Consider the following 23,171-nt stretch of genomic DNA (forward strand, 5'->3'; position numbering starts at 1 on the left):
CGAATACGAACGATACGGGCAAGGACATATCCCTGCAAAGTGGTATGTCCTTTGTCATTATCGGGTTGAGAAAGGGAGTGCCTACTTATGGATAAAGTCATGTCTAATAAATCCATGATTGCGATCTACGTGATTCCCTCGTTATTTCTGCTTTTAGCCTTGATCTATATGCCGATCTTGATGACAGGCTATTACGGACTAATGAAATGGGACGGCGTAGGCAAAATGAGTTTCATCGGTTTGCATAATTACGCAGAACTGCTTAAAGATAAATTATTTTGGGGAAGCGCGAAGCACTCGTTCTTGTTGGCGATCTTCTCAACGATCTCCTTGCTCGGTTATTTACTAGTCGCATTGGTGCTATCCGCGAACATTCGCGGGGCTAATCTTTTCCGTAAAATCTATTTAATTCCTATGCTGCTTTCTTCTGTTGCAATCGCTCAACTATGGTTGAAAATATTCCACCCAACGAACGGGGTATTGAATCATCTCCTGACGTCACTGGGGGTCACGCATACACCGGAATGGCTGTCCAATCCATCCATTGTTTTATACGCGATTTTTATGCCTATCTTATGGCAGTACGCCGGATTTTATATTTTGATCTATTATGCAGCTTTGAAAAATGTACCGACCTCGCTGATCGAAGCAGCACGTATCGATGGTGCCAGTCCATGGCGCGTTGCGATCTCCATTCGCGTTCCGTTAATCGCAGAAGTGATGAAAGTAACGGTCGTTCTAGCCGTCGTCGGATCGCTGAAATATTTTGACCTGATCTACGTTATGACAGGCGGCGGACCTAACGGATCCAGCGAAGTAATGGCGTCCTACATGTACCGCAAAGCGTTCAAAGGCTATGATTTCGGCTATGCCAGCGCAATTGGCTTTTTCCTGCTTTTGATTTGCCTTGTAGCTACTTGGTTAATCCGTAAAGCAACAGCTTCCAAAGATGATATCCAATATTCGTAATGAAAGGAGAGTCCGATTCCGATGCAAATCGAAACCACCCGTGGTCAGACACAGGCGCTAACACAGCGAAGCAAGCTGCCTGAACAAATCGGATATGGCGTTCTGTACGTCGTGTTGACGATTGTCGCCGTGATTCAGATTTTTCCTCTCTTGTGGCTCATGCTGTTCTCCTTGAAAAATAATGAGGAAATATTTAATCTTGCTCCGATGGCATTTCCTGAAAGACTGCGTTGGGAGAATTACGAGAAGGTCTGGACGCAGGGCCATATTAACAACTACTTTTTTAACAGCGTTTGGATGACATTAGTGTCTGTAGGTGTCACGGTAATACTGGCCAGCTTGGTCACATTCGCCTTGACCCGGATGAGATGGAAGCTGCAATCGTTCGTGCTCGGACTGTTTATGGTTGGGCTGATGATTCCTGTGCACTCGACGCTCATTCCGTTATTCAGTCTCTTTACGAAAATGGGCTTAACCAATCATCCGTTGTCGATCATTTTGTCTTACATTGCCTTTAACCTGCCGATTACAATTATGATTATGCTCGGCTTTTATTACACGCTGCCGCGAGAAGTGGAAGAAGCGGCCGTTATGGACGGTTGCTCCGTGAATCGCATCTTCTTCAGCATCACGCTGCCTATGACGGCATCTGTGTTATCTACCGCAGTCATCATTAATATGATCTACAATTGGAATGAGTTCATTTTCGTGAATACCTTTATCTCCTCCGAAAAGTATAAGACGTTAACTGTTGGCGTACAGAATTTCGTCGGCCAATACACGACCGATTGGGGAGCGATTGGTGCTACCCTGATGATCAGTATTTTGCCAATCATGATCGCCTTCATCCTGCTGAGTAACCGTATCGTAGAAGGAATTGCGGCAGGTTCTGTAAAAGGATAATGCTGTGAAAAGGGTCCCCGTGTATCGGGGATTTTTTGCGTTTGGTTTGTCGATTGTTCACAGACGCTGTGCCAAGGCTATGTTACAATGAAGCAATGTTATTAACCAACGGACAAATTTTATGTTGCATAGAATTGTGTTACTTGTATGTGAAGTGAGGTTTTTAAAATGAAAAAAGGTCTTGGCTATGCCATTATTGCTTATATTGCTTGGGGTTTGCTGCCTGTGTATTGGAAGCTTTTCGGGTCGTTAATGGCTGGTGAAATATTGTCGCACCGCGTGATTTGGTCATTCGTGTTTATGGCGATTCTGATCGTAGCAGGCAAAGGTCGGTGGCAGCAATTCCGCAACCTCTTAACCAATCGAACAACCTTCCTACTGGTGGGGGCAAGCAGCCTCCTGATTAGTACCAATTGGCTCATTTTTATTTGGGCAGTTAATAATGGGCATGTCATCGAGACGAGTCTCGGGTATTACATTACGCCACTCTTCAACATTATGCTGGCGGTGCTGTTCCTGCGTGAAAAGCCAACCGGCAGACAATGGCTTGCCGTTGCTTTGGCAGGGATTGGTGTCCTGATTGCCACTATTGATTACGGTAGATTTCCGTGGGTGTCGCTCACGTTAGCAGGAACCTTTGGCTTATATAGCCTGGTGAAAAAAAGGGTCTCTTACGATGCGTCGATCGGGCTCGCGGGGGAAACAGCCTTTGTTTTTCCTATCGCGCTAGCCTATATCATCTACTTATTTGCTACGCATCAAGATGCAGCGTGGACACTGCCGCCGATCACATTGATCATGCTATTCCTTGCAGGCGCAGCTACAGCATTACCCTTGCTATGGTTTGCTAAAGCTGCTGCACAACTGCCGCTGTCTATGCTGGGCTTCATTCAGTATATCGGCCCGTCTATAACGCTTCTGCTCAGTGTATTTGTGTTTAAAGAGAACTTCTCCCCTGTGCTGATGATTAGCTTTGCGTTTATCTGGAGCGCGCTCATTGTTTATGCTTTCGCATCGATTCGAGTAGCGCGCACCGCAGTGGCTGATTAATACATTCAAAACTTAGAACCGCTTGAGACACAACGTCTTTGGCGGTTTTCGTTCGAATAAGTACTGGAATGAGAATAGTAAAAGTAGAAGTATTAGGGCCGCCAAGTGCGCGCCTCTTGCGCAGGCTTCAGCACGATTAAATGGAAAAACTACAGCTAATTTCTATGAAATTGCAGTGATTAACGTAATAACTGGAAAATATCCAGTTATTTCTCCTGATTGGCACCCATCTGGCGAAATTGGACCAAATTACCTGTAGTAAATCCAGCTATTCCTCCAAAGTCAGCCATTTGGGATGGAATAGCTACATAAGATCCAGTTATCACAGACGGCGCCGTTCTGATGAAGAACTTACTCTAGAGACGCGCACGACGCAAAGAAACCCGTTCGAGAAACAATTCTCGGACGGGTTTTTCTAAATAGCATCGTACAAAGAACGGTTGAAATTTACATTGGAATAAAAATTTATTTTGATGTATAATTTGTGAAATAAAATTTCTTTAATGCGATATAATTTTACAGTTTTTTTACATGCTGATCTTGTGTTTTCGCCTAATTATACGTATGATGAAGGTGATTTCAACACAGATAATCTATGGTGAGTAGGGAACCTATATGTCAATAAATGATAATATTTTGATCAAAATCCGCGATATGAAAGACAGCCTCACTCCTGTAGAGAAGCTAGTGGCTGAATATATTCTAGATAATGTGGACGAGATTCCACATCTTTCAATTAAGAACCTTGCTGGGCTAACCAAAACGAGTGATGCCTCTGTTCTACGCTTCTGCAAAACGATGGGATATAAGGGCTATCGCAACTTTATCGTGAGCATTTCGGCCTCGCTGGGGTCGATGGATGAGGAACAAAAGGACCAATACACCGATATTCAACCAGGTGATGACCTCTCTACCATTATCTCTAACATCTCACATAATAATAGCAAATCCATTGAAGACACCCTAAGTGTCATTGATAGAAATGAGATTGCCCGCGCGGTTAAAGTGTTAGTCGGATGCAACCGGATTGTTTTCTTCGGGATCGGTGCTTCCGGCCTGGTCGGGATGGACGCGGAGCAGAAATTCTCACGCATCAACAAGATGTGTCACACTTATACGGATGGACATAGTCAACTAACAGCAGCAACGCTGCTAGGAAAAGGCGATGTCGCCATTTTCATTTCGAACTCGGGGAGCACAATTGAAATCCTCGATACACTGGAAATTGCGAAGAAGAATGGTGCCACGATCATCGCAATTACCAAGTATAACAAAAGCGCCTTAGCGGATAATGCGAATATTGTACTCAGTATTTCGACACCAGAAATCACGATTCGAAGCGGAGCAATGGGCTCACGGATTGCGATGTTGACAGTGATAGATATTCTTTTTGCCGGGGTAGCGAGCAGTGAATATAAGCATGTGAAGAAGTATTTGGCCAAAACGCATGATATTATTGCTAGCAGTAAGCATAGAAAATAAACATACAGAACAAACTAACGATGTCACCTAAGACATCGTTTTTTTGTCGAAATTTAAGAAATAAAAAATCAGTTATTTATTTTACCATAAAATAAAATTTCAAAAAGTATTGACCGAGGTGAAATTTTTAGTTAGTATAAAACCGTAAGCGAAGTAAGTAACGCAGTCAGGAGGACGGCTATGGATGAGTATCTATCGGGTTTAACTACGGAAGAGATTAACGAGAAGACACAGATAATTGACGAATGTTCAACAGAACAAATGTTGCGTTTGATGAATGAACAGGATGCATTGGTTCCTGCAGCAGTCGGAGCTGAAATACCGCAGATTGTGAAAGCGGTTGATATTTTGCATCAGGTTCTCAAGAACGGTGGCAGAATGTTCTACGTAGGAGCCGGATCTTCTGGCAGACTCGGTGTGCTTGATGCATCAGAATGTCCTCCAACCTTTGGCATTGATCCAATGTTGGTGCAAGGTCATATCGCCGGTGGCGATGGTGCACTGCGAACAGCGGTTGAAGGCTTTGAAGACAACGCTGAGGAGGGGGTCGCTCTCATTGAACGATGCGGAGTGACAGATAAGGATGCGGTAATTGGGATTACGGCCAGCGGAAGTGCGCAATTCGTAATAGCTTGTTTAAAGAAAGCGAAAGAAATTGGTGCCGCAACGATTGGTGTCGTGAATAACAAAAATTCCAAATTAGTAGATGTTACTGATGTATGCATCGCTCCAGTGGTTGGGCCGGAAGTGATTATGGGATCTACTCGTCTGAAGGCGGGTACAGCACAGAAGCTGGTTCTTAACATGCTGACAACCGGAACAATGGTTAAGCTTGGAAAAACGTATAATAATCTCATGGTTGACATGAAGGCTAGTAATATCAAATTGTACGATCGCTCTGTTCGCATCATTCGGATTGCGACTGGGGTGGATGAATCCACAGCGATTGCTCATCTCGAGAAAGCATCTATGAATTGCAAACTTGCGATTATGATGATCAAAACCGGAATGGAAGTAAAGGAAGCAGAAGAAGCATTAGCACAGTGTGAGGGTAGCTTGAAGAAGGCCATACGTACTTATGTTCAAGTTGTGTAAATAACTGAAATTACTAGGAGGTCTATTTTTATGAAAAGTAAATTGCCCGTATTAGCTTCTGTTGTAGCTCTAACTATGGCGTTAACAGCTTGTGGTGGTGGTTCAGGCACGAAAGAAACGACTACACCTGCAGGTACAACCGCTCCAGCAGCTACTGCAAGTACTGCAAAAGACACCATTACAGCATTGCTTCCACCGGTTTCACCGAATTACCAAAAGAATTTCGAGCAAATGTCGAAGGATTTCACAGCACTTTATCCGAATCTGACGTTGAAAATCGAACCAGCTAGCTGGGAAGATGTGAAACAAAAATTGGATACACAAGTGAATGCAGGAAGCCCGCCGGATATCGCTTTCGGAGGATCTGACAGCATTCCGAAGTATATCGAGCAAGGCTTGCTGATGGATATTACGGGTACAGCAACGCCTGAAATGGTGAACGATTTCGATAAAGCTCCACTTGAATATATGAAGAACGGCAAGGGCTTGTACGGCTTCCCAGCTTATATGGAAGTTCATGCACTTGGCGGTAATAAAGAGTTCTTAGAGAAAGCCGGTATTGACTGGAAAAAAGTACAGACAAACGGTTGGACGTACGATGAATTCCGTCAAGCGATCAAAAAAGGCGTTGTTACTGAAAATGGTAAAACAAGATATGGCTTCGTATTCGCTGTAAAAGGTGTAGCAGCAGTCGATTACCTAGGTATTATGGCCAAAAATGCAGGCATGCCGCATGCGTTTAATAAAGACTTGAAATATGCGTATACTAGCAAAAACTATCTTGGTTTGCTGAAAGATCTTCGTGCATTGATTGATGATGGCTCCATGCCGAAAGAGCTTAGCTCCGTAGATGCGGGTAAACGTTGGAACATGTTCTTAACGGCTCAAACGATGATCACAGGTAAAGGTCTTGCTACATTCGAGAACTCTGCGAAAACGAATAACGCTAAGATTAAAGCTGCTGATGGTTCCGCAGTGAAAGACAGCGTTCCAGTTGACTATATCGTATTGCCAGCTCCAACTTTCCAAGGTGCGAAACCTTCTGCCGCTACGGTTGTTGATGGTTACATGGCATTCCGCGGTAAGAAAGAACCGACTGCAGAGCATAAAGCGAATGTCGTGAAAGCGGCTTACTTCCTAGCTAGCGGTAAGGTTGCAGCAACAACGAACAATGATTTGTTTGCAGCACACATCACGCAAAGTGGTAAAAAAGAAGCAGCAAACATGAAAATTGACAGAAACCCTGACAACGTTGCTGCTGTAGACAATATGCTTAAAAATGCAACACCAGCTCGTTCAGACATCCCATCTGAGTTGTCTGCTAAAGCGATCAAACTAGAAACAGAAGTTATCGTTCCTAAATTCCAAGGTCTAATCGCAGGTGAGGTTACACCTGAAGCAATGTATGAAGCTGTTAAAGCTGCTGCCATTGCTGCCTTCGGTGCTGACGGAATCGTTAAAGACTAAGAATATGGTATAAACCTCGGATAGTCGGGCAGAACATTGCACGACTATCCGAACTATTTTAAGCAAGTTGTGAAAAGAGGGTTGAATCGTATGGCATTAATGGCGAAGTCGATAAAGCGAAAAGGAATTAAGGGAGAAGGCACCTGGGGATATATCTTTATTGCTGTGTCCTTAGTTGTGTTTGCCATGTTCACAGCTTACCCGGTAGTAAGCGCGTTTATCATTAGTCTACAAAAATATAAACCACTGGGCTCCACGTATGTCGGCTTGGATAACTACGCGAGTACATTGAAAGATGCTCTGTTCTGGAAGGCTATGAAAAATACGTTGGTCTATACCGTATTGACCGTACCTGTAAACCTGATTCTTTCGATGGCCATTGCTGTATTGATTCTGCCGCTTAGAAAGAAAACGCAGTCCTTTTTCAAAGGGATTTACTATTTGCCTGTTGTAGCTTCAGGTGTTGCTTTATCCGTCGTGTGGCTATGGATTTTCGATCCTTTAGAGGGCGGAATTCTAAACCAACTTATTCATTTCTTTGGATTTGAGAATCAAAATTGGCTGGGTTCAAGTAAAACAGCAATGTTTTCATTGGTGTTGATGTCCTGGATGTCCAGTCATGGTACTAGCATTATTATTTATCTAGCAGGCTTGCTCGGCATTGATGATACGTATTATGAAGCAGCAGAAATGGATGGCGCGAATTTCCTCCAAAAGCTGTGGTATATCGTTGTTCCTAGCCTTAAACCAGCAACGTTGTTCCTTCTTGTAACAGGTGTAATTGGTTCCTTCCAAGTATTCCAGAACGCTTACCTGATGACAGGCGGCGGTCCTAACAATGCAACGACGATGGTGGGGTTACTCATCTTCAACAGTGCGTTTACGTATTTTGAATTTGGCAAAGCAGCGGCGCAATCACTGATTCTAGCCGTCATCATAGCAGGAGTGTCGGTTATCCAATTTAAATATGCGGGTAAAGACGTCGAGTATTAAGAAAGGGGATAAAAAAATGGCTTTATATAGCAATCATGTAGGCAATCCGAAAGTAAAAACCATTCGTAACTCAATCATTTTTATCGCCCTTCTTCTTTTTGCTCTGGCGACGATATTTCCTATTTACTTCATGGTCATATCTGCACTCGGAGATCCAGTTGAGGCCGGTGCGGTTAGTTATTCCATTTTTCCAACGAAGGTCTCATTTGCTTCCTTCAAATTTTTCTTTGACTATAGCGAATACTCCTATCGCTGGTTGTTGAATTCACTTATCGTGGCTTCGACAGTAACGGTTTCTAATGTGATTTTCGCCAGCATGGCGGGGTACGCTTTTTCTAAACTTCGTTTCAAGGGTAGAGGCGTATTATTTGGGTTGTTACTAATGTCGATGATGATTCCCTATCAAGTTACACAAGTTCCTTTATACATTCTAGTTGTGAATGTGTTTAATTTGCAGGATACCTACAGTGCTTTAATTATGCCTGGGCTTGTAACGGTGTATAACATTTTCTTAGCGAAACAATTCATGAGCTCGATCCCGAATGAAATTATGGAAAGTGCCAAAATTGAAGGATGCAGCCAGTTCACTATTTATGTTCGCATCATTCTGCCTTTATCCAAAACGGTATTAGCTGTTATGGCGATTCTAACCTTTATGGACAGCTGGAACACATTTTTCTGGCCGTTACTCGTTACAAATACGATGGAAATGCAGACCATTCAGGTTGGTCTCAAAAACTTCCGTTTTGCCAATACAACGTACATCGCTCCTATGATGGCAGGGGCTACAATCTCGGCATTGCCTATGTTCGTACTATTCTTTAGCCTGCAAAGATATTTCTTAGAAGGCGTAACTGTAGGTGCGGTGAAGGGCTAGGCTTTGGTCAAAAGGAGGTCGCTGCAACATGCTGGTAACTTGGGACGATTCGTATCGTCACGCCGTCATCGCATTATGGAATGAAGCCGCGGTGAAGGATGGCTATAAGGAGCTTACTGAACAAAGCTTTGATGATATTTTTGCGGGGAATCCTTTTTTTGATAGAGACGGGACGTTTCTACTCCTTGCAGATGATAAGGTCATCGGTTTTGCCTGCGGGTGCACTGGTGATGATCTTCCCCTAGGTAATGTGGCCGGATACATCACATGTATCGTGTTAGCGAACGGCTTGGAGACAGACGACAATTATTTAATGCTGTTAACTGCTTTGGAACAGCGCTTTAAACAGCTAGGTAAAAAGCAAGCAGATGTCCTCTTCTTCAACCCGATGTTATTGCCCTGGTATATCCCAGGAACCCCTAAGCATGAGCACAACAATGCCCCGGGTGTACCTGTGGAAAGCAAGCTTTATGCGTTTTTACTGAAGCATGGTTATATGGAGCGTGCGAAGCAATGTGCCATGTATCTCCATTTGTCAGAGTTCATAATTTCCGACGAAATCAGAGTGAAAGAAGCGAAAGCAGGCGCCCAAGGGTACACGATCACGATGTTCGACCCGGGTAAGCACGCTGGTGTGGAAGACATGCTGCAGGGTTTCGGGAATCCGTTATGGCAAAAGGAGATCGGTGGAGCGACGGCGCAGGGTGTGCCCGTAGTTGTAGCTGCCTATCAAGGCAAGACGGTTGGTTTCGCCGGCCCGGTTATTCGTCAGGCGAATGGACGTGGTTACTTTGCCGGCATCGGTGTGCTTCCTGACCATGAGGGCCATGGTTTAGGGAGCCTTCTGTTCTTCAAGCTATGCGAAGCGTTTCAGGAGATTGGGACCGATTACATGTCGCTCTATACAGGCATGTCGAACCCAGCCATACGTATCTATGAACGGGCAGGATTTCAAACTGTGAAACTTTTTGCTGTCATGAGAAGGGAGTTTGCATAATGAGCGAATCGAAAATGACCATTCTAGCTATCGGAGGTCACGTAGGCGATGCGGAATTAACGGCAGGCGGCGTGCTGGCCCACCACTCGCTGAAAGGCGATCGAATTGTGACGTTAGCGTTAACTGCGGGGGAACGCGGTGTTCCTGCTGGCCAAGATATGAAGGAATATCGTGTGCAAAAAGTGAATGAGGCTAGAACATTTGCTGAAATGTTAGGTGGGGAATCCATCGTTTTTGACATTCCGGACGGTGAACTGCAAGATAACGAAGAAATGCGCTTTCGTGTATGCGATGTTATTCGCGACGTGCGTCCTAATGTCATCATCACGCATTTTAAAAACAGCATGCATAAGGATCATATGACGACTCACCGCATTGTGAACGATGCACGCTTTTTCGCGGGGCTATCCTCGTTTGAAAGGGAGAAGCCAGCTCACTTTGCTCCGAAATTGTACTATGCCGAAAACTGGGAGGATGCCGTCGACTATCGTCCTTATGTCTATGTCGATTTCCCTAAAGAGGCGTTTGATCTATGGGTGAAGGCGGTATCGACACATTGGTTCGTGACAGGCAGCAAATCTTTTCAATACTTGGAGTATTACAAGCATCTGATGCGTGTACGCGGTCTCGAAGCGAGAAAAGAATATGCGCAAACGTTCATGGTTCCAGAAGAAACGATGCGAATTCGCCAATCGGAATTATAAAACTGAATCATTAAAAAAATACCAAATGACTGTAACGAGACTTGAGCTTGTTGCAGTCATTTTAAAATCAAGGTGAGTTTGGGGAGGCAGCGATGATCTTAAATGGTATCGATTGTATAGAACGGTATTCTCATCTGTTCGTAGGTAAACGTGTAGGGCTGATTACAGCACCTACGGGATTAAACAAGGATTTTGTATCGACCATACAAATCCTTCATGAGAAGTTCAACCTGGTTGCCCTGTTTTCACCAGAACACGGCGTGCGTGGAGACCTGGCAGCAGGTGCGCTAGTCGACACATATGTGGATCCGTTGACGGGAATTCCCGTCTATAGCTTGTATCGGAAAGATTCCAAACGTCTGACACAGGAAATGCTGGATGTGGTCGATATCATCGTCTACGATATTCAAGACGTAGGGACCCGTTATTATACTTTCATTTATACGATGCTTTATGCTTTGGAAGATTGTGCACAAGCTGGCAAAGAATTTGTCGTGCTGGACCGTATCAATCCGCTGGATGGCGTAACGGTAGAAGGCAATGTGCTCAAAAGCGGCTTCGAATCCTTTGTAGGCAACTACCCGCTCAGTGTTCGATATGGATTGACGCCAGGAGAGGTCGCTATGATGGCGAACGATGAAAGGAAATTGAATTGCAAGCTGCATGTCGTACGTTGTGAAGGTTGGGAACGAAACATGCTGTTCTCGGATACAGGACGTCCATGGATTATGCCTTCCATCGGCATTCCTCGATTTGAGACAGTGGTGCTGTATCCCGGCACTTGTATTATTGAAGGAACGAATCTATCGGAAGGCAGAGGAACGACAGCTCCGTTTGAGATCGTCGGTGCTCCATTTATTGATGCGCAGCAGTTAGCGGATGAAATGAATAGGAAAAAGCTGCCTGGCGTCGTGTTCCGTCCTGTTTATTTTAAACCGTCATTTTCCAAATTTCAGGGAGAGCAATGCGCAGGCGTGCAAATTCATGTACTCGACAATCGCGCCGTTCGTCCCATCGATGTTGGCGTTACGCTGATGTTCACGATTCAACAGAGATACGAACAATTTTCATTTTTACCACCTTTTAAAGAGGGCTCAAGACCATTCATTGATTTACTTGGCGGCGACAGCTTGTATCGCGAGAATCAAGTTGACGTTCCAGCTATGCTGGAAAAATTTCGTGAGGAGAGCAGTGAATTTGCTCGAAGAAAGTTGCAATATCATCTGTATTAGAGGCATTAGGAGGTAACGTTCGTAGATGAAGAAATATGCAGTGGGACTAGATGGCGGAGGTACGAAAACCGCAGTAACCATCGTCGATGAGAGCGGTAGTGTCGTTCATACGTTTACATCGGGGGCCATTAACTATAATGGCCAGGATGAGGCGAGTGTTGGGGCCAGTCTAGAGGAGATCTTTCGTACGATTGCTAGCGTATGTGATGGACTTCAGCATTGCGCGCAAGTGTGCATTGGGGCGGCCGGTATCAGCAATCCAACGGTTAAGACCCGTTTGGAATCCAGTGTTCGGGCATGCGGCTATGACGGAGGTCTATTCATAACTGGAGATCAAGATACTGCGCTTTGCGGCGCTCATAACAGGGAGCTCGGGATCATTTTGATCGCAGGTACAGGTTCGATTTGTTATGGCAAAAATGAAGCTGGTGACACACATCGTGCTGGCGGTTACGGCTACCTAATTGATGATGAGGGCAGCGGCTACAGTATAGGAAGGGATCTGCTTTCTGCAGTCGTACGGGCTCATGATGGACGGTTGCCTGCGACGGTGATTACGAGAATGGTATTCGAGCAATTAGGCATGACAACGATCCAACAAATCATCGGGTTTGTCTATGATAAACAGACCAATAAGAAGGATATCGCTGCACTGGCCCCTATTTTATCTAAAGCATGCGAGCTTGGGGATGAAACGGCATTGGCTATTGCCGACAAAAGTGCCCGTTCGTTGCTCGAGTTGGTGGTACCCGTAGCGGAAAGATTGTCGATGCAGGAAGGCATTCTGGCGATGGCTGGGAGCGCGCTGCTCAAGAATAGCTTTATACAGACAGCTTTTATTGATTTGCTAAAAGAACGTTATCCGGCTATGACCTGTATTACACCGAAGAGTGATGCCGCTAGCGGTGCCGCGCTAATGGCGCTGGGCCGATTGCAGTGATTATGTGACGAGGGATGGTAATGAGCATGAGAGAAATTCATGAGATGTCGCTGCAAGAGAAAATCGGACAGATGATTCTTTGCGGATTTGAAGGCATGGTGTCGTCTGAATCGCTGGAAGCGCTAATCGCGGAACAGCGCATCGGCGGTGTTATTTATTTTGCGCGGAATGTAGAGAATACCAAGCAAGTTGCTGAGTTATCCGGCAGTCTGCAGGCGATTGCGGAGCGTAACGGTACAGTGCCGCTCTGGATTTCCATCGATCAAGAGGGCGGGATGGTAGCCCGCATTACCGAAGGGGTTGCCCTTATGCCTGGGTCTATGGCACTGGCTGCTGGGGATGCAGGTCCGGAGGGAGTTTATGAAGCGGCACTTATTTCGGGTAAAGAGCTGCGCTCGCTCGGTATCAATATGAACTTTGCACCGGATCTGGATGTGAACAACAATCCGGATAATCCGGTTATTGGCGTGCGGTCGTTCGGCGAATCGCCGGAGAAAGTCGCTCAGTATGGCCGAGAGGCTGTACGGGGCTTCCAAGATGCGAACGTCGTGGCAACCGCCAAGCACTTTCCCGGTCATGGGGACACGAATACGGACTCACATCTTGATTTGCCGACGATTACACATGATGAAGAGCGGATTCGCGCTGTTGAGCTTGTACCATTCATAGAAGCCATTGATGGTGGAGTCGATGCGATTATGTCTTCGCATATTTACTTCCCAGCTTTAGAGCCCAGCAAGCTGCCTGTTACGCTTTCCAAGGCTGTGCTCACTGGCTTGCTTCGAGAGGAGCTAGGTTATGACGGCGTAATTATGACCGATTGCATGGAGATGAACGCGATCTCTGAGCATTACGGTACGGTTGCCGCCGCTGTTATGGCGGTCGAAGCAGGGGCTGATCTTGTGTTAATCAGTCACCGACGCGACCTCCAGGTCGGCGCCATTGCGGCGATCGAGCAAGCTGTGCACGAAGGGCGTATCACTGAAGCGCATATCGACGCTTCGGTCCGCCGATTGCTCGCGCTGAAAGCGCGGCGCGGCGTAATTGCGGAGCAGCCTCGTGCGACAGCTGCGCAAGAGGTCGGGACCGCGGCGCATTGTGCGGTCGCTGAGCGCCTCAGCGAAGCAAGCATTACGCTCGTCAAGGACGAGCAACAGCTGCTTCCGCTGCCGCGCGTGCGGACGCTCGCGGTCACCGTGGCCGCAGCTGTTTCGTCGGGTGTCGACGAAGCCTACGCGGGCGTCGCAAGCTTGGGAGCTGCGCTGGCCGAACACGGCTTGGACGTGATCGATCGTGTGCTCCCGCTTGCGGAGGTGAGCGAGCTCCGCGCAGCGGTGCTTGCTGATGCTGGGGCCGCGGAGCAGATCGTAATCGGGACTTACAACGCCCGATTCCATCCTTCGCAAGTCGAGCTGGTGCGCGAACTGCAGTCGCTCGGCAAGCCGCTGGTCGTTGTCTCGCTGCGCGTGCCGTACGACCTGTTGGAGTTCTCGGACGTATCGACGTTCATCGCGGCGTACGAAAGCCGACCGTTGGCGCTGCATAGTACGGCACGTGCTCTGCTCGGAATTGTGGCACCTCAAGGCCGATTGCCGGTGTCGCTTGGCGCTGACTATCCAGCAGGTTGGAGATGGGAGAACGGAGAATGACGGAAGCTGCAAGTCGATTTATTGGCTGCATGTAGTCCGATATCTCCGAACTAAAACGAGGATTACTTATAAAAAAAGACCAATAGTCCGATTTTGTCGAATTATTTAACCATTTTCCTTGCGTGAGAAATGTTTTGGTCGATTTAGTTGGGCTATTTAGGACTAATTTAGATTTAAAGATGCAGTCAATGAGATTAATTCGCTAATTTCGGACTAATAGCTACAGAGGGAATATCCTCCGACCTAAGCTAGTCAAAAAAACAGATAAACCATATATCATATCGATTTACTCGTGCTCGCCATGGGCTATTGGAAGTGAGTAAGTCGATTTTATCGACTTACTCGTGCTCGCCATGGGCTTTTGGAAGTGAATAAGTCGATTATTTCGACTTACTCGTGCGCGACACGGGCTGTTGGATGTGAGTTAGTCGATTATTTCGACTTACTCGTGCTCGCCATGGGCTATTGGAAGTGAGTAAGTCGATTATTTCGACTTACTCGTGCGCGACACGGGCTATTGGAGTGAGTAAGTCGATTATTTCGACTTACTCACTTGCGGGTTCTAGGCATAGAAAGTGGAGGGAGCTCACTCGTTATGTCCAATTGGGATATCGATAAGATAAGCAAATTCATTGAACAAGAAATTGCTGAAGGACATCTACCTGGTGCAGTCCTTTATATCGCTCATAGAGGGAAGGAAGTATTGAAGCAAGCCTATGGCAGTCGAGTTATTTATCCGGAAGCGGCTCCGATGAGTACCGACACGGTTTTTGACTTGGCTTCACTAACCAAAGTTGTTGCAACGCTGCCGGCGGTGCTTCACTTGATGGATCAAGGGAAGCTTTCTTTGGCTGATCCGATAGGGGTCTTTTTGCCGCAATTTCGACTCCTGCAGGAAGAACCCATCCGGATCGTACATCTGCTTACACATTCATCAGGGCTTAAGGCGGATATCCCGGGCATGAGAGGGCTGATGCATCTATCCCGGGATGAGCTGGTGGATCTGATCTTAAACGAACGGCCGCTTCATCCCCCGGGAACAAAGGTCGTGTATAGTGACATTGGCATGATACTGCTCTATCTGATCATTGAAGCTGTGACCGGTGAAGCGTTCGAAACCTATCTCCAACGAGAGATATTTGAACCGCTGGAGATGTCGGAAACAGGGTTTTGTCCGACCTTCGAGGAAACGCGTTATGCGGTTACCGAGTTTTCGGAACAGCGTCAAGCGTACAAGTCAGGCATTGTTCACGATGAAAAAGCGGAGCTCATGCATGGTGTAAGCGGTCATGCGGGGTTATTCTCGACGGCTCACGATTTAGCAAATTATGCTGAAATGATCCGGCAGAAGGGTGTCTTTAAGGGGCGGCGAATTATTTCCAGGGCTGCCATCGGGCTGTCATCCCGTAACTTTACGCCTTATGACCAAGAGTTTCGGGGGCTCGGTTGGTTACTGAGAAATCCGAGAAGCTTCTTGTTTAGCGGTGACTATGTATCCGAGAATTCATTTGGACATACAGGGTTTACAGGTACTAGCCTTTTGTTCGAGCCTGAGCAGGATTTGCAGATCATATTGCTAACAAATCGGGTTCATTTCGGTCGAACGGAACACATTTTGCAAATTCGGCCAAGGCTGCATAATCTCATTCTCTCTCAATCCAAATAACTTTGGAGGAAAAAAGAATAGAGATGCCCTCCAATCTTCATCAATTTTTGAATATAAAATAAGTAGATTATACGAATGGGGATGAGCTCTTTTGTTGCGCACACTTCTGAATAAAGCCTCACTGACCATAGCAGGGATAATGTCCGGCACTTCACTTGATGGCATCGATGTGGCCATTGTCCAAATAGAGGGGCGAGGCGTGGCTACGAACATCAAGCTGCTTCACTTCAAGAGTTTTTCTTACGAGGAAGAGATGCGCGAGAAGCTCAAACTACTGTGTACCGTTGAGCACTCTGATGTTGCTCAGGTGTGCGGCATGAACTTCGCAATCGCAGAACGCTTCGCAGATGCTGTTATCGACACAGTGGCTGCGGCTAATATGCAGATGGAGGACATCGATCTCATCTCCTCGCATGGCCAGACCATCTGGCACATTCCGGTTGCAGATGAAGTGGATCGTTTCCTACCCAAATCGACGCTGCAGATCGGGGATCTATCCGTGATTGCCAAGCGAACAGGCAGACCTGTTGTCGGCGATTTCAGGACAGCGGATATAGCCGTTGGCGGTCAAGGTGCACCGCTTGTACCATATGGTGACTATCTCCTTTTCAGGGACGCTAATAAAGGGCGCATCCTTCAAAATATAGGCGGTATCGGGAATTGCACAGCCATCCCTGCTGCGGCCAGCGGGATCAGTGCTTTTGACACGGGGCCAGGGAACATGATCATGGATCAAGTCGTATACGAGCTATCAGGGGGACGTATTTCGTACGATGCGAATGGAGATTGGGCTGCTAAAGGTATGGTGCATAAGGAATTGCTAGAGGACATGCTCGCACATCCATACTTCCAAGAACCGCCTCCCAAAACGACTGGACGCGAAATATTCGGAAAAGCCTATGCCGCGTCATGGCTGGCATCCGCTTTGGAACGAGGGCTTCCACAGGAGGATATCGTTGCGACGGCGACAGCTTTTACCGCGCACAGCATTGCTCGCGGATATCAGGAGTTTATTTTTCCACAGAGTGCCATTGCGGAAGTGATTGTAAGTGGAGGCGGGGCTCATAATCGCACGCTTCTTAGCATGCTTGGTGAGCTGCTGCCAGACCAGACCATTCTCACGTCAGATGAGCTCGGCATATCCTGCGATGCGAAAGAAGCGATGCTGTTTGCCTTGTTAGGCAATGCATTCATCCAAGGAGAGCCGAACAATGTTCCAGCTGCGACGGGTGCGGAAAGACAGACGATCATGGGGAAATTAGCTTTGCCGTAGGATTTAATGAGACTGACACCATCTGAAGAACAGGGGGTATGTCGGTCTTTTTATTTTTGGTTAGGAGAAGTGTCTATTTTTTTGATACAATGTCTCTAACTTACTAGAGTTTGTAAAGGAGAGTTATATGCATGCCGCCAATCCTCAAAAGTCTTCTTAAAATTATCGTTGTAATTGTTGTGATTGTCATGGGTTTTCAGGTTAACTGGCTAGTTGGGGTAGCTGCGATCTTGGTCATCCTAGGTTATTTTGTTTTTGTGAACCGATCTGCTATGTATGCTCATCGGGGCAATCTGGCCTATATGAAGGGAGATCGGGAACAAGCGTTGATTTGGATGGAAAAAGCGTATGTCTCGAAAGCGTTTCTGCCGAAACATCAGATTGGATATGGCTATTTGTTAATGAAGACAGGTGATCTTAGCAAGGCGGAGCAAATGTTCGAAGAGGTTCTGCAATCAACGAATGCTACGGATATCCGTATACAAGCGAGGCTCAATGTGGCAACGGTGTACTGGTTGAAGAACAAGCAGGACGAGGCATTGAGCATGTTGCAGGAACTAGCGAGCGAGGTCAAGAACACACTGGTTTATGGGAATTATGGTTATTTTCAAATTTTGCAAGGAGACTTGGAAGCAGCACTTATCTATAATCTCGAGGCCTTCGCTTATAATGACAACGATCTAACCATTATGGATAACTTAGCGCAAAACTACTATATGCTCGGTCGTCTGAATGAGGCGGATGAGATGTACACCAAGGTGATTGCGATAACGCCTAAGCACGCGGAGTCCTATTATTACTATGCGCGAACGCTTCAAGAACTCGGTCGAACGCAGGAAGCCCGGGAGCAAATTGAAACAGCACTTGTGAAGGAACTCGCCCTTGTTACTCCTCTAACCAAGGAGGATATTGCGTTATTCGCAAGTCAATTAGGTAAGGATGAGGTTGGTCAAGAGCTAGAGCAAGAGGAGTAGGTCGAAGTGGTAAAAAGAAAGCTCGTTCGAGTGATTGAACTCGAACGGGCTTTGTTGGCTGGGAGCGGCCATTCTAACGGACACGATAGCTGTTTATTTGACTAAAAACAGGGATTACAAATTCTAACGGACGACATGGCCGTTATTTACTTTCATAAGGTCCATAAGAGTACACAAATCAGTAAATAACGCTCTGTACGTCCGTTAGAAATCGAAATTGCTTAAATTTCAGGTAATAAAGGCTGTCAGGTCCGTTAGCGTTACCGATGGGAATAAACCAAAAGCCGGAGGCTAGCCCCCGGCTTTTATCATTTCGTTGAGCTCACCTGTAACAGGTGAGCTTCTTTGCGACTGAGCCTGCGCAATTACTTGGTCAAATGGTGCTGGATGTGGATCTATTCGCAGATGGCTCTGTGCAATCCGATGATATTGCCGTGCTTATTGTGGATCGGGTTCCTATTAAAATGTAAACTCCACTTCATAGCGTTGTGATATAGTAAATAGACAGACTACTTGCACTCAGGGAAGACATGGTATCGGCGCAGCCATGCCAATTGCTAGATCCTTGAAGCAAGCAGGGCGTGATCGCGCATCGAAGGCAGGCGCTTGGGGTATTACTAAAGCGATCTTCAATGCAGATAAATCGACCGAGAAAAAGCTCGAAAAACGAGCTCACGACACAGATCTTATTTTTGATATGTTCATGAAGCTCCCAGCATACAACGAAACGGATGCACTTAAAAGCGCCATTGTTGAAGCGATGGGCAAGAGAGAATAGGAGATTGAACAGACATGCTGACAGAGCTTGCACATGCGCGTCATTTGGCGCAATTAGGGCAATTGAAAGAGATTTTGGATGAGGCAGAGCTTGCCACGAATTTATTAGAAAAATCCGACGCTATTCCACTGCATGTTCTAATGGCGGGATTTCAAGAGGATAGTAAAGGGCGCGATCGTTTCCTCCACTTTAGCTTTTTACCGTTGAATGATGAGGAGATTGTAGCGATTCAATTGCTGCAAATTTACAGTACACTGCCGTTTCATCTTCAAGCAGGTGCTCGTGAAGGTGTAGCCGCGCTCTTACTAGAAATTAATACACGCTTGCCAATAGGTCACTTTGGGGTGAATGAGGAAGGCGAGATACATTATCGCTATGTGTATAGCCTATCTGCTTCACGTACGTTCGATAGTGATGAAGTATTAGAAGTCCTTACCCTGTTCGTATATATGTGTGATATGTTTGCAGAGCACATTGAACAGGTTGCCAGCGGTGAAGCGAATGCAGAGCAGGTCATTCAGGCGTTAAGATCATAAGAGTGAACGAGAAAGACCTCCAAACCCACTTTTGTGGAGTTGGAGGTCTTCTTCATTTCCTCGGAAATATTCGACTTATTTCACCTTGTTTTGCAGCAATTCAATGAATTGCTTACCAACATCTCCCATTTGGCCGCCAGCAGGGCGATTTCCTCCTCCGAAGCCGCCTCCGCCGTTTTGGCCTCCGCCATTAGCATTACCGCCGCCGTTGCCATTCGGTCTTTGGCCGCCTGCTTGTTGGCCTTTACCATTACCATCGGCCGCATTAGCTTTAGGTACAGCGGAAGCATCTGGAGCCTGGGCATCGCCCGAACCGCCATTCCGATTACCTTGGCCATTTCTTCCGGGATTACCCTGTCCATTTGGACCTCCGTTGCCACCATTACCGCGATTCGCCATACGTGTTTCTGCGTCAGTGAGGAAGGTCTTTTGCGCGTCTGTCAGCTTGGCCAACAGATTGGTTTTATTGTCGTCGCTGAGCTCATTCTTCGTGACAATATCCTGAGCGACAGGCAGCATGGCTTGCGCTTGCTCTTTTGTGATGGTGAGCCCATCCGCCTTATCCAGCATCGTCAGCATTTGAAAAGTACTGAAGAGCTGTCTCTGCGCTGGATCCATAGCAGGACGATTTTGTTGGTTGTTCTGCTGGCCATCTCCCGCAGCCTTCTCCTTTTGCTGACTGGGCTGAGAAGTGCCTGCAGCAGCGGTTTGGGTGTCAGATTGATTCCCGCATCCGGCTAGAAGAATGGGGATGAGAATGCATATGCCTGCTAGATTTTTCATATTCATACTTGTATGTATCACTCCTACTATTTTAGTCCACGTCGTCATTGTACGATGATATTATGAAAGAATAACGAAGAAAAGCTGAAAGCCAGCTTAAAATTAGTTTGCTTGAAATGCCATGAGGGAGGCGCCAAATGGAGTTTAGATCGATTGATGTGGAAAAGGATCGTGAAACGATTATTGCCTTTCGTAAAGATTCTTATGTCGTAAGCTTCGGAACTGAAGAAGGCTTCGGGGACGAGGATGAATACGTCAGAAGGATTGCAGCTCGCGCTATACGATTTCCAGACGGACTCGTGCTGATTGAAGAAGCTGGACAGCCTATCGGCCAAATGGAGCTTCAAATTGTTCTTTTTGAGGGCAACTATATCGGCTATGCGAATTTGTTTTACCTCATTCCGTCTTATCGAGGGAAAGGATACGGACGACAGTTAATCGCGTATGCGGAACATTTTTTTGAGAAATATGCTGTGAAATCGTATCAATTAAGGGTGGCGCCGACGAATCTGCGAGCTCTGCAATTGTATGAGAAATGCGGCTTTCGCATATTAGAGAAAGAAGAAGATCAACCCAATGCCGTTTGGCTAATGGTCAAGGAGCTGTAGCCATATGCAAAAACCAGGAGTTATGCTATAACTGGTGAAAAGCTATTTCATGAACAATGTGAGAGGGAGACATCCATGAGCACGTTAACAAAAGCCATTTTAATAGCGGCTAAGGCACATGATGGTCAGGTAGACAAAGGGGGCAGCCCCTACATTTTGCATCCGATTCGTCTAGCTAGCAGGGCCAAATCGACAGAACAGTCCATTGTTGCTGTCTTACATGATGTTGTTGAGGATTCGAATTTCACCCTATTTGATTTGAAAAAAGAAGGCTTTAGTCTACCCGTCCTAGAAGCGCTAGATTGCCTTACAAGAAGGCCAGATGAATCGTATGAAGGATTTATTAAGAGAATCAAAGTAAACCCATTAGCCTCGTTTGTGAAGCTCCTGGACTTAGAAGATAACTGTGATCTTACTCGAATTGAACATCCTACCCGTCAAGACTATGAAAGAATCGATAAATACAAGAAAGCGATAGCTGAATTGAAATTTGGAAGCTGACACCTGAGGTGTCAGCTTTTTTGTCGAAAAACACTTGTAGTGAGAGGACACCAATCGACATACGAAATGAGCTTTATGCAATATGATAGGCGTATGAGTAAGAGCTGACTATATGAAGAAAGGGTTGATCGCCATGAACAACATAAGAATATCCTCAAAAGGTATCGAAAAAGCGCTTCGAAAGTTTGATTATTTGCAAGCTATTGCCGAATACATTTGGAACGGTTTCGACGCTGAGGCTACGGCGGTAGACATAACCCTTCATAAAAACATACTAGACGGCGTAGATCAAATCGTAATTGCAGATAACGGTTATGGCATTAAGCTGAAGGATCTAGAGGGAAAGTTTACGCCTTTCTATGAATCCGAGAAGAGTGTGGATCCTGATAAACGGGGCAGAACGACCTCGGCGATGCACGGTAAAAATGGGATAGGTCGCTTAACGTTCCATCATTTCGCTTCTGAGGCTATCTGGCAAACCACCTATGAAGATGGTCTTCTACTCAAAAACACGTATAACATTCACATTCAAGCTAAACGCCTAGATGCCTATCATGTAACGAAGCAGGATTTAACGGATAAGGACAGAGGGACGACAGTCACGTTTAACAATATCATCAAGGAATTCGTGGTTGAGGATTTCATGGCATTTTTGAATAGAGAATTTGGATGGTTCTTGGAACTGCATGCGGACAAGCCCTTCACGATTCGAATTGATGGTGAACCGTTGAATTACGCTAGCTTGATCGCGGAAAAGGAAACCTTTACATCCATGCATCCGATGTCGCAAACGAAATTTCGAATTACCTATATTCGTTGGGCAGATCGTATGAATCACGAGTATTCGAAGCTCTATTTTATCGACTCGAAGAAGAAAGAGCAGCATAAACAGCCAACGACGTTTAACAATAAAGGGGATTCTTTTTACCATAGTGTCTATATTCAGAGTAAGCTGTTTGACCAATTTGATTTTAGTAGTGAGGATGCAAGTGGGCAGCAGTCGTTTACATTCGGTGCGAGTCGAAAAAGCGATGCTTTTCAATTTCTATTAGATGAGATAGGCACGTTTATCAATGAGAAAAGGCAGCCCTATCTGCGAAAATTATCCGATGCGGTCATCAAGGAGTTTGCTGAAGCTAAGGCGTTTCCAGCGTTCACAGGTGATCCCGAGGCGGCGAGCCACCGGGATGAACTAGAAGCTGCGATTCGTGAGTTGTGCCATGCGGAGCCCAAGGTATTTGCTAGATTGAACCCAGAGCAGAAGAAGGTGCTTGCTCACCTGATGCATTTCGTAGGTTCAGAGGAACGGCAGCGCTTGTTGGCGGCTCTATAATGGGTACTATAAGAGGCTGGCCTACCCTCGCATGTTCCACCAGCGGCAGACCGGAAGAAGCGTATACGGATTCTATTCCAGTATTTGAATAGGATTGTGTTGCGTAGCTAAGCTGCGTCCTCAAAAGGGCGTGGCTTTTTTTATATCGAGCAAACTAACTGGATTTTCTCCATCTATTTCAACCATAATCGCGATATTTGGTGAATTAGCTGTGTTTTCTACAGTTATTTCTCATAATAATGGCCGATTGTCCATAATTGATATAAAATAACTTCATATTTTCCATCTGTCCCCTGCAATCAGTTGATTTCTTTAAAATTAGCTGTAGATTATACAGGTAAACGCTGGGCCGGAGCTACAG

General features: G+C 46.0%; 23 protein-coding genes. 22 read left to right on the top strand and 1 reads right to left on the bottom strand.

Annotated features, from left to right (window positions below):
- Window positions 1-87: 87 nt before the first annotated feature.
- The 19 genes from AC58QC_RS20945 (at window position 88) to AC58QC_RS21035 (ending at window position 19,585) form a co-directional block, all read left to right on the top strand.
- Complete coding sequence (locus tag AC58QC_RS20945; RefSeq protein WP_497417013.1) at window positions 88-969, top strand: carbohydrate ABC transporter permease; 882 nt, start codon at window positions 88-90, stop codon at window positions 967-969.
- A 21-nt stretch (window positions 970-990) separates the two neighbouring features.
- Window positions 991-1,872, top strand: coding sequence for a carbohydrate ABC transporter permease (locus AC58QC_RS20950; RefSeq protein ID WP_497417014.1), 882 nt, complete (start codon window positions 991-993; stop codon window positions 1,870-1,872).
- 168 nt (window positions 1,873-2,040) lie between these two features.
- Window positions 2,041-2,922, top strand: coding sequence for an EamA family transporter RarD (gene rarD / locus AC58QC_RS20955; protein WP_497417015.1), 882 nt, complete (start codon window positions 2,041-2,043; stop codon window positions 2,920-2,922).
- Between the two features lie 615 nt (window positions 2,923-3,537).
- The gene (locus AC58QC_RS20960) at window positions 3,538-4,404 is read left to right on the top strand and encodes a MurR/RpiR family transcriptional regulator (protein WP_497417016.1); all 867 of its coding nucleotides are present in this window, start codon (window positions 3,538-3,540) and stop codon (window positions 4,402-4,404) included.
- A 180-nt stretch (window positions 4,405-4,584) separates the two neighbouring features.
- On the top strand, window positions 4,585-5,499 hold the full coding sequence (gene murQ, locus AC58QC_RS20965; protein ID WP_497417017.1) for an N-acetylmuramic acid 6-phosphate etherase: 915 nt from the start codon (window positions 4,585-4,587) through the stop codon (window positions 5,497-5,499).
- Window positions 5,500-5,529: 30 nt separating this feature from the next.
- Window positions 5,530-6,966 carry an ABC transporter substrate-binding protein gene (locus AC58QC_RS20970; protein ID WP_497417018.1) on the top strand — a complete coding sequence of 479 codons (1,437 nt, stop codon included), beginning with the start codon at window positions 5,530-5,532 and terminating at the stop codon, window positions 6,964-6,966.
- A 90-nt stretch (window positions 6,967-7,056) separates the two neighbouring features.
- On the top strand, window positions 7,057-7,959 hold the full coding sequence (locus AC58QC_RS20975; RefSeq protein WP_497417019.1) for a carbohydrate ABC transporter permease: 903 nt from the start codon (window positions 7,057-7,059) through the stop codon (window positions 7,957-7,959).
- A 16-nt stretch (window positions 7,960-7,975) separates the two neighbouring features.
- Window positions 7,976-8,836 (top strand): carbohydrate ABC transporter permease, encoded by an 861-nt coding sequence (locus tag AC58QC_RS20980; protein ID WP_497417020.1) that lies wholly within the window; start codon window positions 7,976-7,978, stop codon window positions 8,834-8,836.
- A gap of 28 nt (window positions 8,837-8,864) precedes the next feature.
- Entirely contained in the window at window positions 8,865-9,833 is a 969-nt protein-coding gene (locus AC58QC_RS20985) for a GNAT family N-acetyltransferase (protein ID WP_497417021.1), read from the top strand.
- Complete coding sequence (locus tag AC58QC_RS20990; protein WP_497417022.1) at window positions 9,833-10,537, top strand: PIG-L deacetylase family protein; 705 nt, start codon at window positions 9,833-9,835, stop codon at window positions 10,535-10,537. Before AC58QC_RS20985 ends, AC58QC_RS20990 begins: the two co-directional genes overlap by 1 nt.
- A 92-nt stretch (window positions 10,538-10,629) precedes the next feature.
- Window positions 10,630-11,769 (top strand): exo-beta-N-acetylmuramidase NamZ family protein, encoded by a 1,140-nt coding sequence (locus AC58QC_RS20995; RefSeq protein ID WP_497417023.1) that lies wholly within the window; start codon window positions 10,630-10,632, stop codon window positions 11,767-11,769.
- A gap of 25 nt (window positions 11,770-11,794) precedes the next feature.
- Window positions 11,795-12,709, top strand: a complete 915-nt coding sequence (locus AC58QC_RS21000) for an N-acetylglucosamine kinase (protein WP_497417024.1) — start codon at window positions 11,795-11,797, stop codon at window positions 12,707-12,709.
- A gap of 20 nt (window positions 12,710-12,729) precedes the next feature.
- Window positions 12,730-14,358 (top strand): beta-N-acetylhexosaminidase, encoded by a 1,629-nt coding sequence (gene nagZ / locus AC58QC_RS21005; protein WP_497417025.1) that lies wholly within the window; start codon window positions 12,730-12,732, stop codon window positions 14,356-14,358.
- A gap of 595 nt (window positions 14,359-14,953) precedes the next feature.
- The gene (locus tag AC58QC_RS21010; RefSeq protein ID WP_497417026.1) at window positions 14,954-16,024 is read left to right on the top strand and encodes a serine hydrolase domain-containing protein; all 1,071 of its coding nucleotides are present in this window, start codon (window positions 14,954-14,956) and stop codon (window positions 16,022-16,024) included.
- Window positions 16,025-16,115: 91 nt separating this feature from the next.
- Complete coding sequence (locus tag AC58QC_RS21015) at window positions 16,116-17,297, top strand: anhydro-N-acetylmuramic acid kinase (protein WP_497417027.1); 1,182 nt, start codon at window positions 16,116-16,118, stop codon at window positions 17,295-17,297.
- Between the two features lie 131 nt (window positions 17,298-17,428).
- The gene (locus AC58QC_RS21020) at window positions 17,429-18,271 is read left to right on the top strand and encodes a tetratricopeptide repeat protein (protein WP_497417028.1); all 843 of its coding nucleotides are present in this window, start codon (window positions 17,429-17,431) and stop codon (window positions 18,269-18,271) included.
- Between the two features lie 335 nt (window positions 18,272-18,606).
- On the top strand, window positions 18,607-18,741 hold the full coding sequence (locus AC58QC_RS21025) for a hypothetical protein (RefSeq protein WP_497417029.1): 135 nt from the start codon (window positions 18,607-18,609) through the stop codon (window positions 18,739-18,741).
- A gap of 77 nt (window positions 18,742-18,818) precedes the next feature.
- Window positions 18,819-19,049, top strand: coding sequence for a hypothetical protein (locus AC58QC_RS21030; protein ID WP_497417030.1), 231 nt, complete (start codon window positions 18,819-18,821; stop codon window positions 19,047-19,049).
- 14 nt (window positions 19,050-19,063) lie between these two features.
- On the top strand, window positions 19,064-19,585 hold the full coding sequence (locus AC58QC_RS21035) for a YbjN domain-containing protein (RefSeq protein WP_497417031.1): 522 nt from the start codon (window positions 19,064-19,066) through the stop codon (window positions 19,583-19,585).
- A gap of 75 nt (window positions 19,586-19,660) precedes the next feature.
- On the opposite strand, the gene AC58QC_RS21040 is transcribed toward AC58QC_RS21035, so the two are convergent.
- Complete coding sequence (locus AC58QC_RS21040) at window positions 19,661-20,374, bottom strand: hypothetical protein (RefSeq protein WP_497417032.1); 714 nt, start codon at window positions 20,372-20,374, stop codon at window positions 19,661-19,663.
- Window positions 20,375-20,505: 131 nt separating this feature from the next.
- Here AC58QC_RS21040 and AC58QC_RS21045 point away from each other — a divergent pair, with 131 nt between their 5' ends.
- From AC58QC_RS21045 to AC58QC_RS21055, 3 genes are all read left to right on the top strand, one after another.
- Window positions 20,506-20,976, top strand: a complete 471-nt coding sequence (locus tag AC58QC_RS21045; RefSeq protein ID WP_497417033.1) for a GNAT family N-acetyltransferase — start codon at window positions 20,506-20,508, stop codon at window positions 20,974-20,976.
- Window positions 20,977-21,051: 75 nt separating this feature from the next.
- A complete protein-coding gene (locus AC58QC_RS21050; protein WP_497417034.1) occupies window positions 21,052-21,477 on the top strand; it encodes a GTP pyrophosphokinase in 426 nt (141 codons plus the stop codon).
- Between the two features lie 112 nt (window positions 21,478-21,589).
- Window positions 21,590-22,810, top strand: a complete 1,221-nt coding sequence (locus AC58QC_RS21055; protein WP_497417035.1) for an ATP-binding protein — start codon at window positions 21,590-21,592, stop codon at window positions 22,808-22,810.
- The last annotated feature ends 361 nt before the right edge of the window (window positions 22,811-23,171 follow it).

This window comes from Paenibacillus sp. J22P51, from assembly GCF_059692215.1.

Coding starts and splice junctions, on each gene's coding strand:
- AC58QC_RS20985 (WP_497417021.1), top strand. CDS start 8,865: ATGCTGGTAACTTGGGACGATTCGTATCGTCACGCCGTCATCGCATTA.
- AC58QC_RS20945 (WP_497417013.1), top strand. CDS start 88: ATGGATAAAGTCATGTCTAATAAATCCATGATTGCGATCTACGTGATT.
- AC58QC_RS21055 (WP_497417035.1), top strand. CDS start 21,590: ATGAAGAAAGGGTTGATCGCCATGAACAACATAAGAATATCCTCAAAA.
- AC58QC_RS21030 (WP_497417030.1), top strand. CDS start 18,819: ATGCCAATTGCTAGATCCTTGAAGCAAGCAGGGCGTGATCGCGCATCG.
- AC58QC_RS21035 (WP_497417031.1), top strand. CDS start 19,064: ATGCTGACAGAGCTTGCACATGCGCGTCATTTGGCGCAATTAGGGCAA.
- AC58QC_RS21040 (WP_497417032.1), bottom strand. CDS start 20,374: ATGAATATGAAAAATCTAGCAGGCATATGCATTCTCATCCCCATTCTT.
- AC58QC_RS20995 (WP_497417023.1), top strand. CDS start 10,630: ATGATCTTAAATGGTATCGATTGTATAGAACGGTATTCTCATCTGTTC.
- AC58QC_RS21010 (WP_497417026.1), top strand. CDS start 14,954: ATGTCCAATTGGGATATCGATAAGATAAGCAAATTCATTGAACAAGAA.
- murQ (WP_497417017.1), top strand. CDS start 4,585: ATGGATGAGTATCTATCGGGTTTAACTACGGAAGAGATTAACGAGAAG.
- rarD (WP_497417015.1), top strand. CDS start 2,041: ATGAAAAAAGGTCTTGGCTATGCCATTATTGCTTATATTGCTTGGGGT.
- AC58QC_RS20975 (WP_497417019.1), top strand. CDS start 7,057: ATGGCATTAATGGCGAAGTCGATAAAGCGAAAAGGAATTAAGGGAGAA.
- AC58QC_RS21020 (WP_497417028.1), top strand. CDS start 17,429: ATGCCGCCAATCCTCAAAAGTCTTCTTAAAATTATCGTTGTAATTGTT.
- AC58QC_RS21000 (WP_497417024.1), top strand. CDS start 11,795: ATGAAGAAATATGCAGTGGGACTAGATGGCGGAGGTACGAAAACCGCA.
- AC58QC_RS20960 (WP_497417016.1), top strand. CDS start 3,538: ATGTCAATAAATGATAATATTTTGATCAAAATCCGCGATATGAAAGAC.
- AC58QC_RS20980 (WP_497417020.1), top strand. CDS start 7,976: ATGGCTTTATATAGCAATCATGTAGGCAATCCGAAAGTAAAAACCATT.
- AC58QC_RS21045 (WP_497417033.1), top strand. CDS start 20,506: ATGGAGTTTAGATCGATTGATGTGGAAAAGGATCGTGAAACGATTATT.
- AC58QC_RS20950 (WP_497417014.1), top strand. CDS start 991: ATGCAAATCGAAACCACCCGTGGTCAGACACAGGCGCTAACACAGCGA.
- AC58QC_RS21050 (WP_497417034.1), top strand. CDS start 21,052: ATGAGCACGTTAACAAAAGCCATTTTAATAGCGGCTAAGGCACATGAT.
- nagZ (WP_497417025.1), top strand. CDS start 12,730: ATGAGCATGAGAGAAATTCATGAGATGTCGCTGCAAGAGAAAATCGGA.
- AC58QC_RS20990 (WP_497417022.1), top strand. CDS start 9,833: ATGAGCGAATCGAAAATGACCATTCTAGCTATCGGAGGTCACGTAGGC.
- AC58QC_RS20970 (WP_497417018.1), top strand. CDS start 5,530: ATGAAAAGTAAATTGCCCGTATTAGCTTCTGTTGTAGCTCTAACTATG.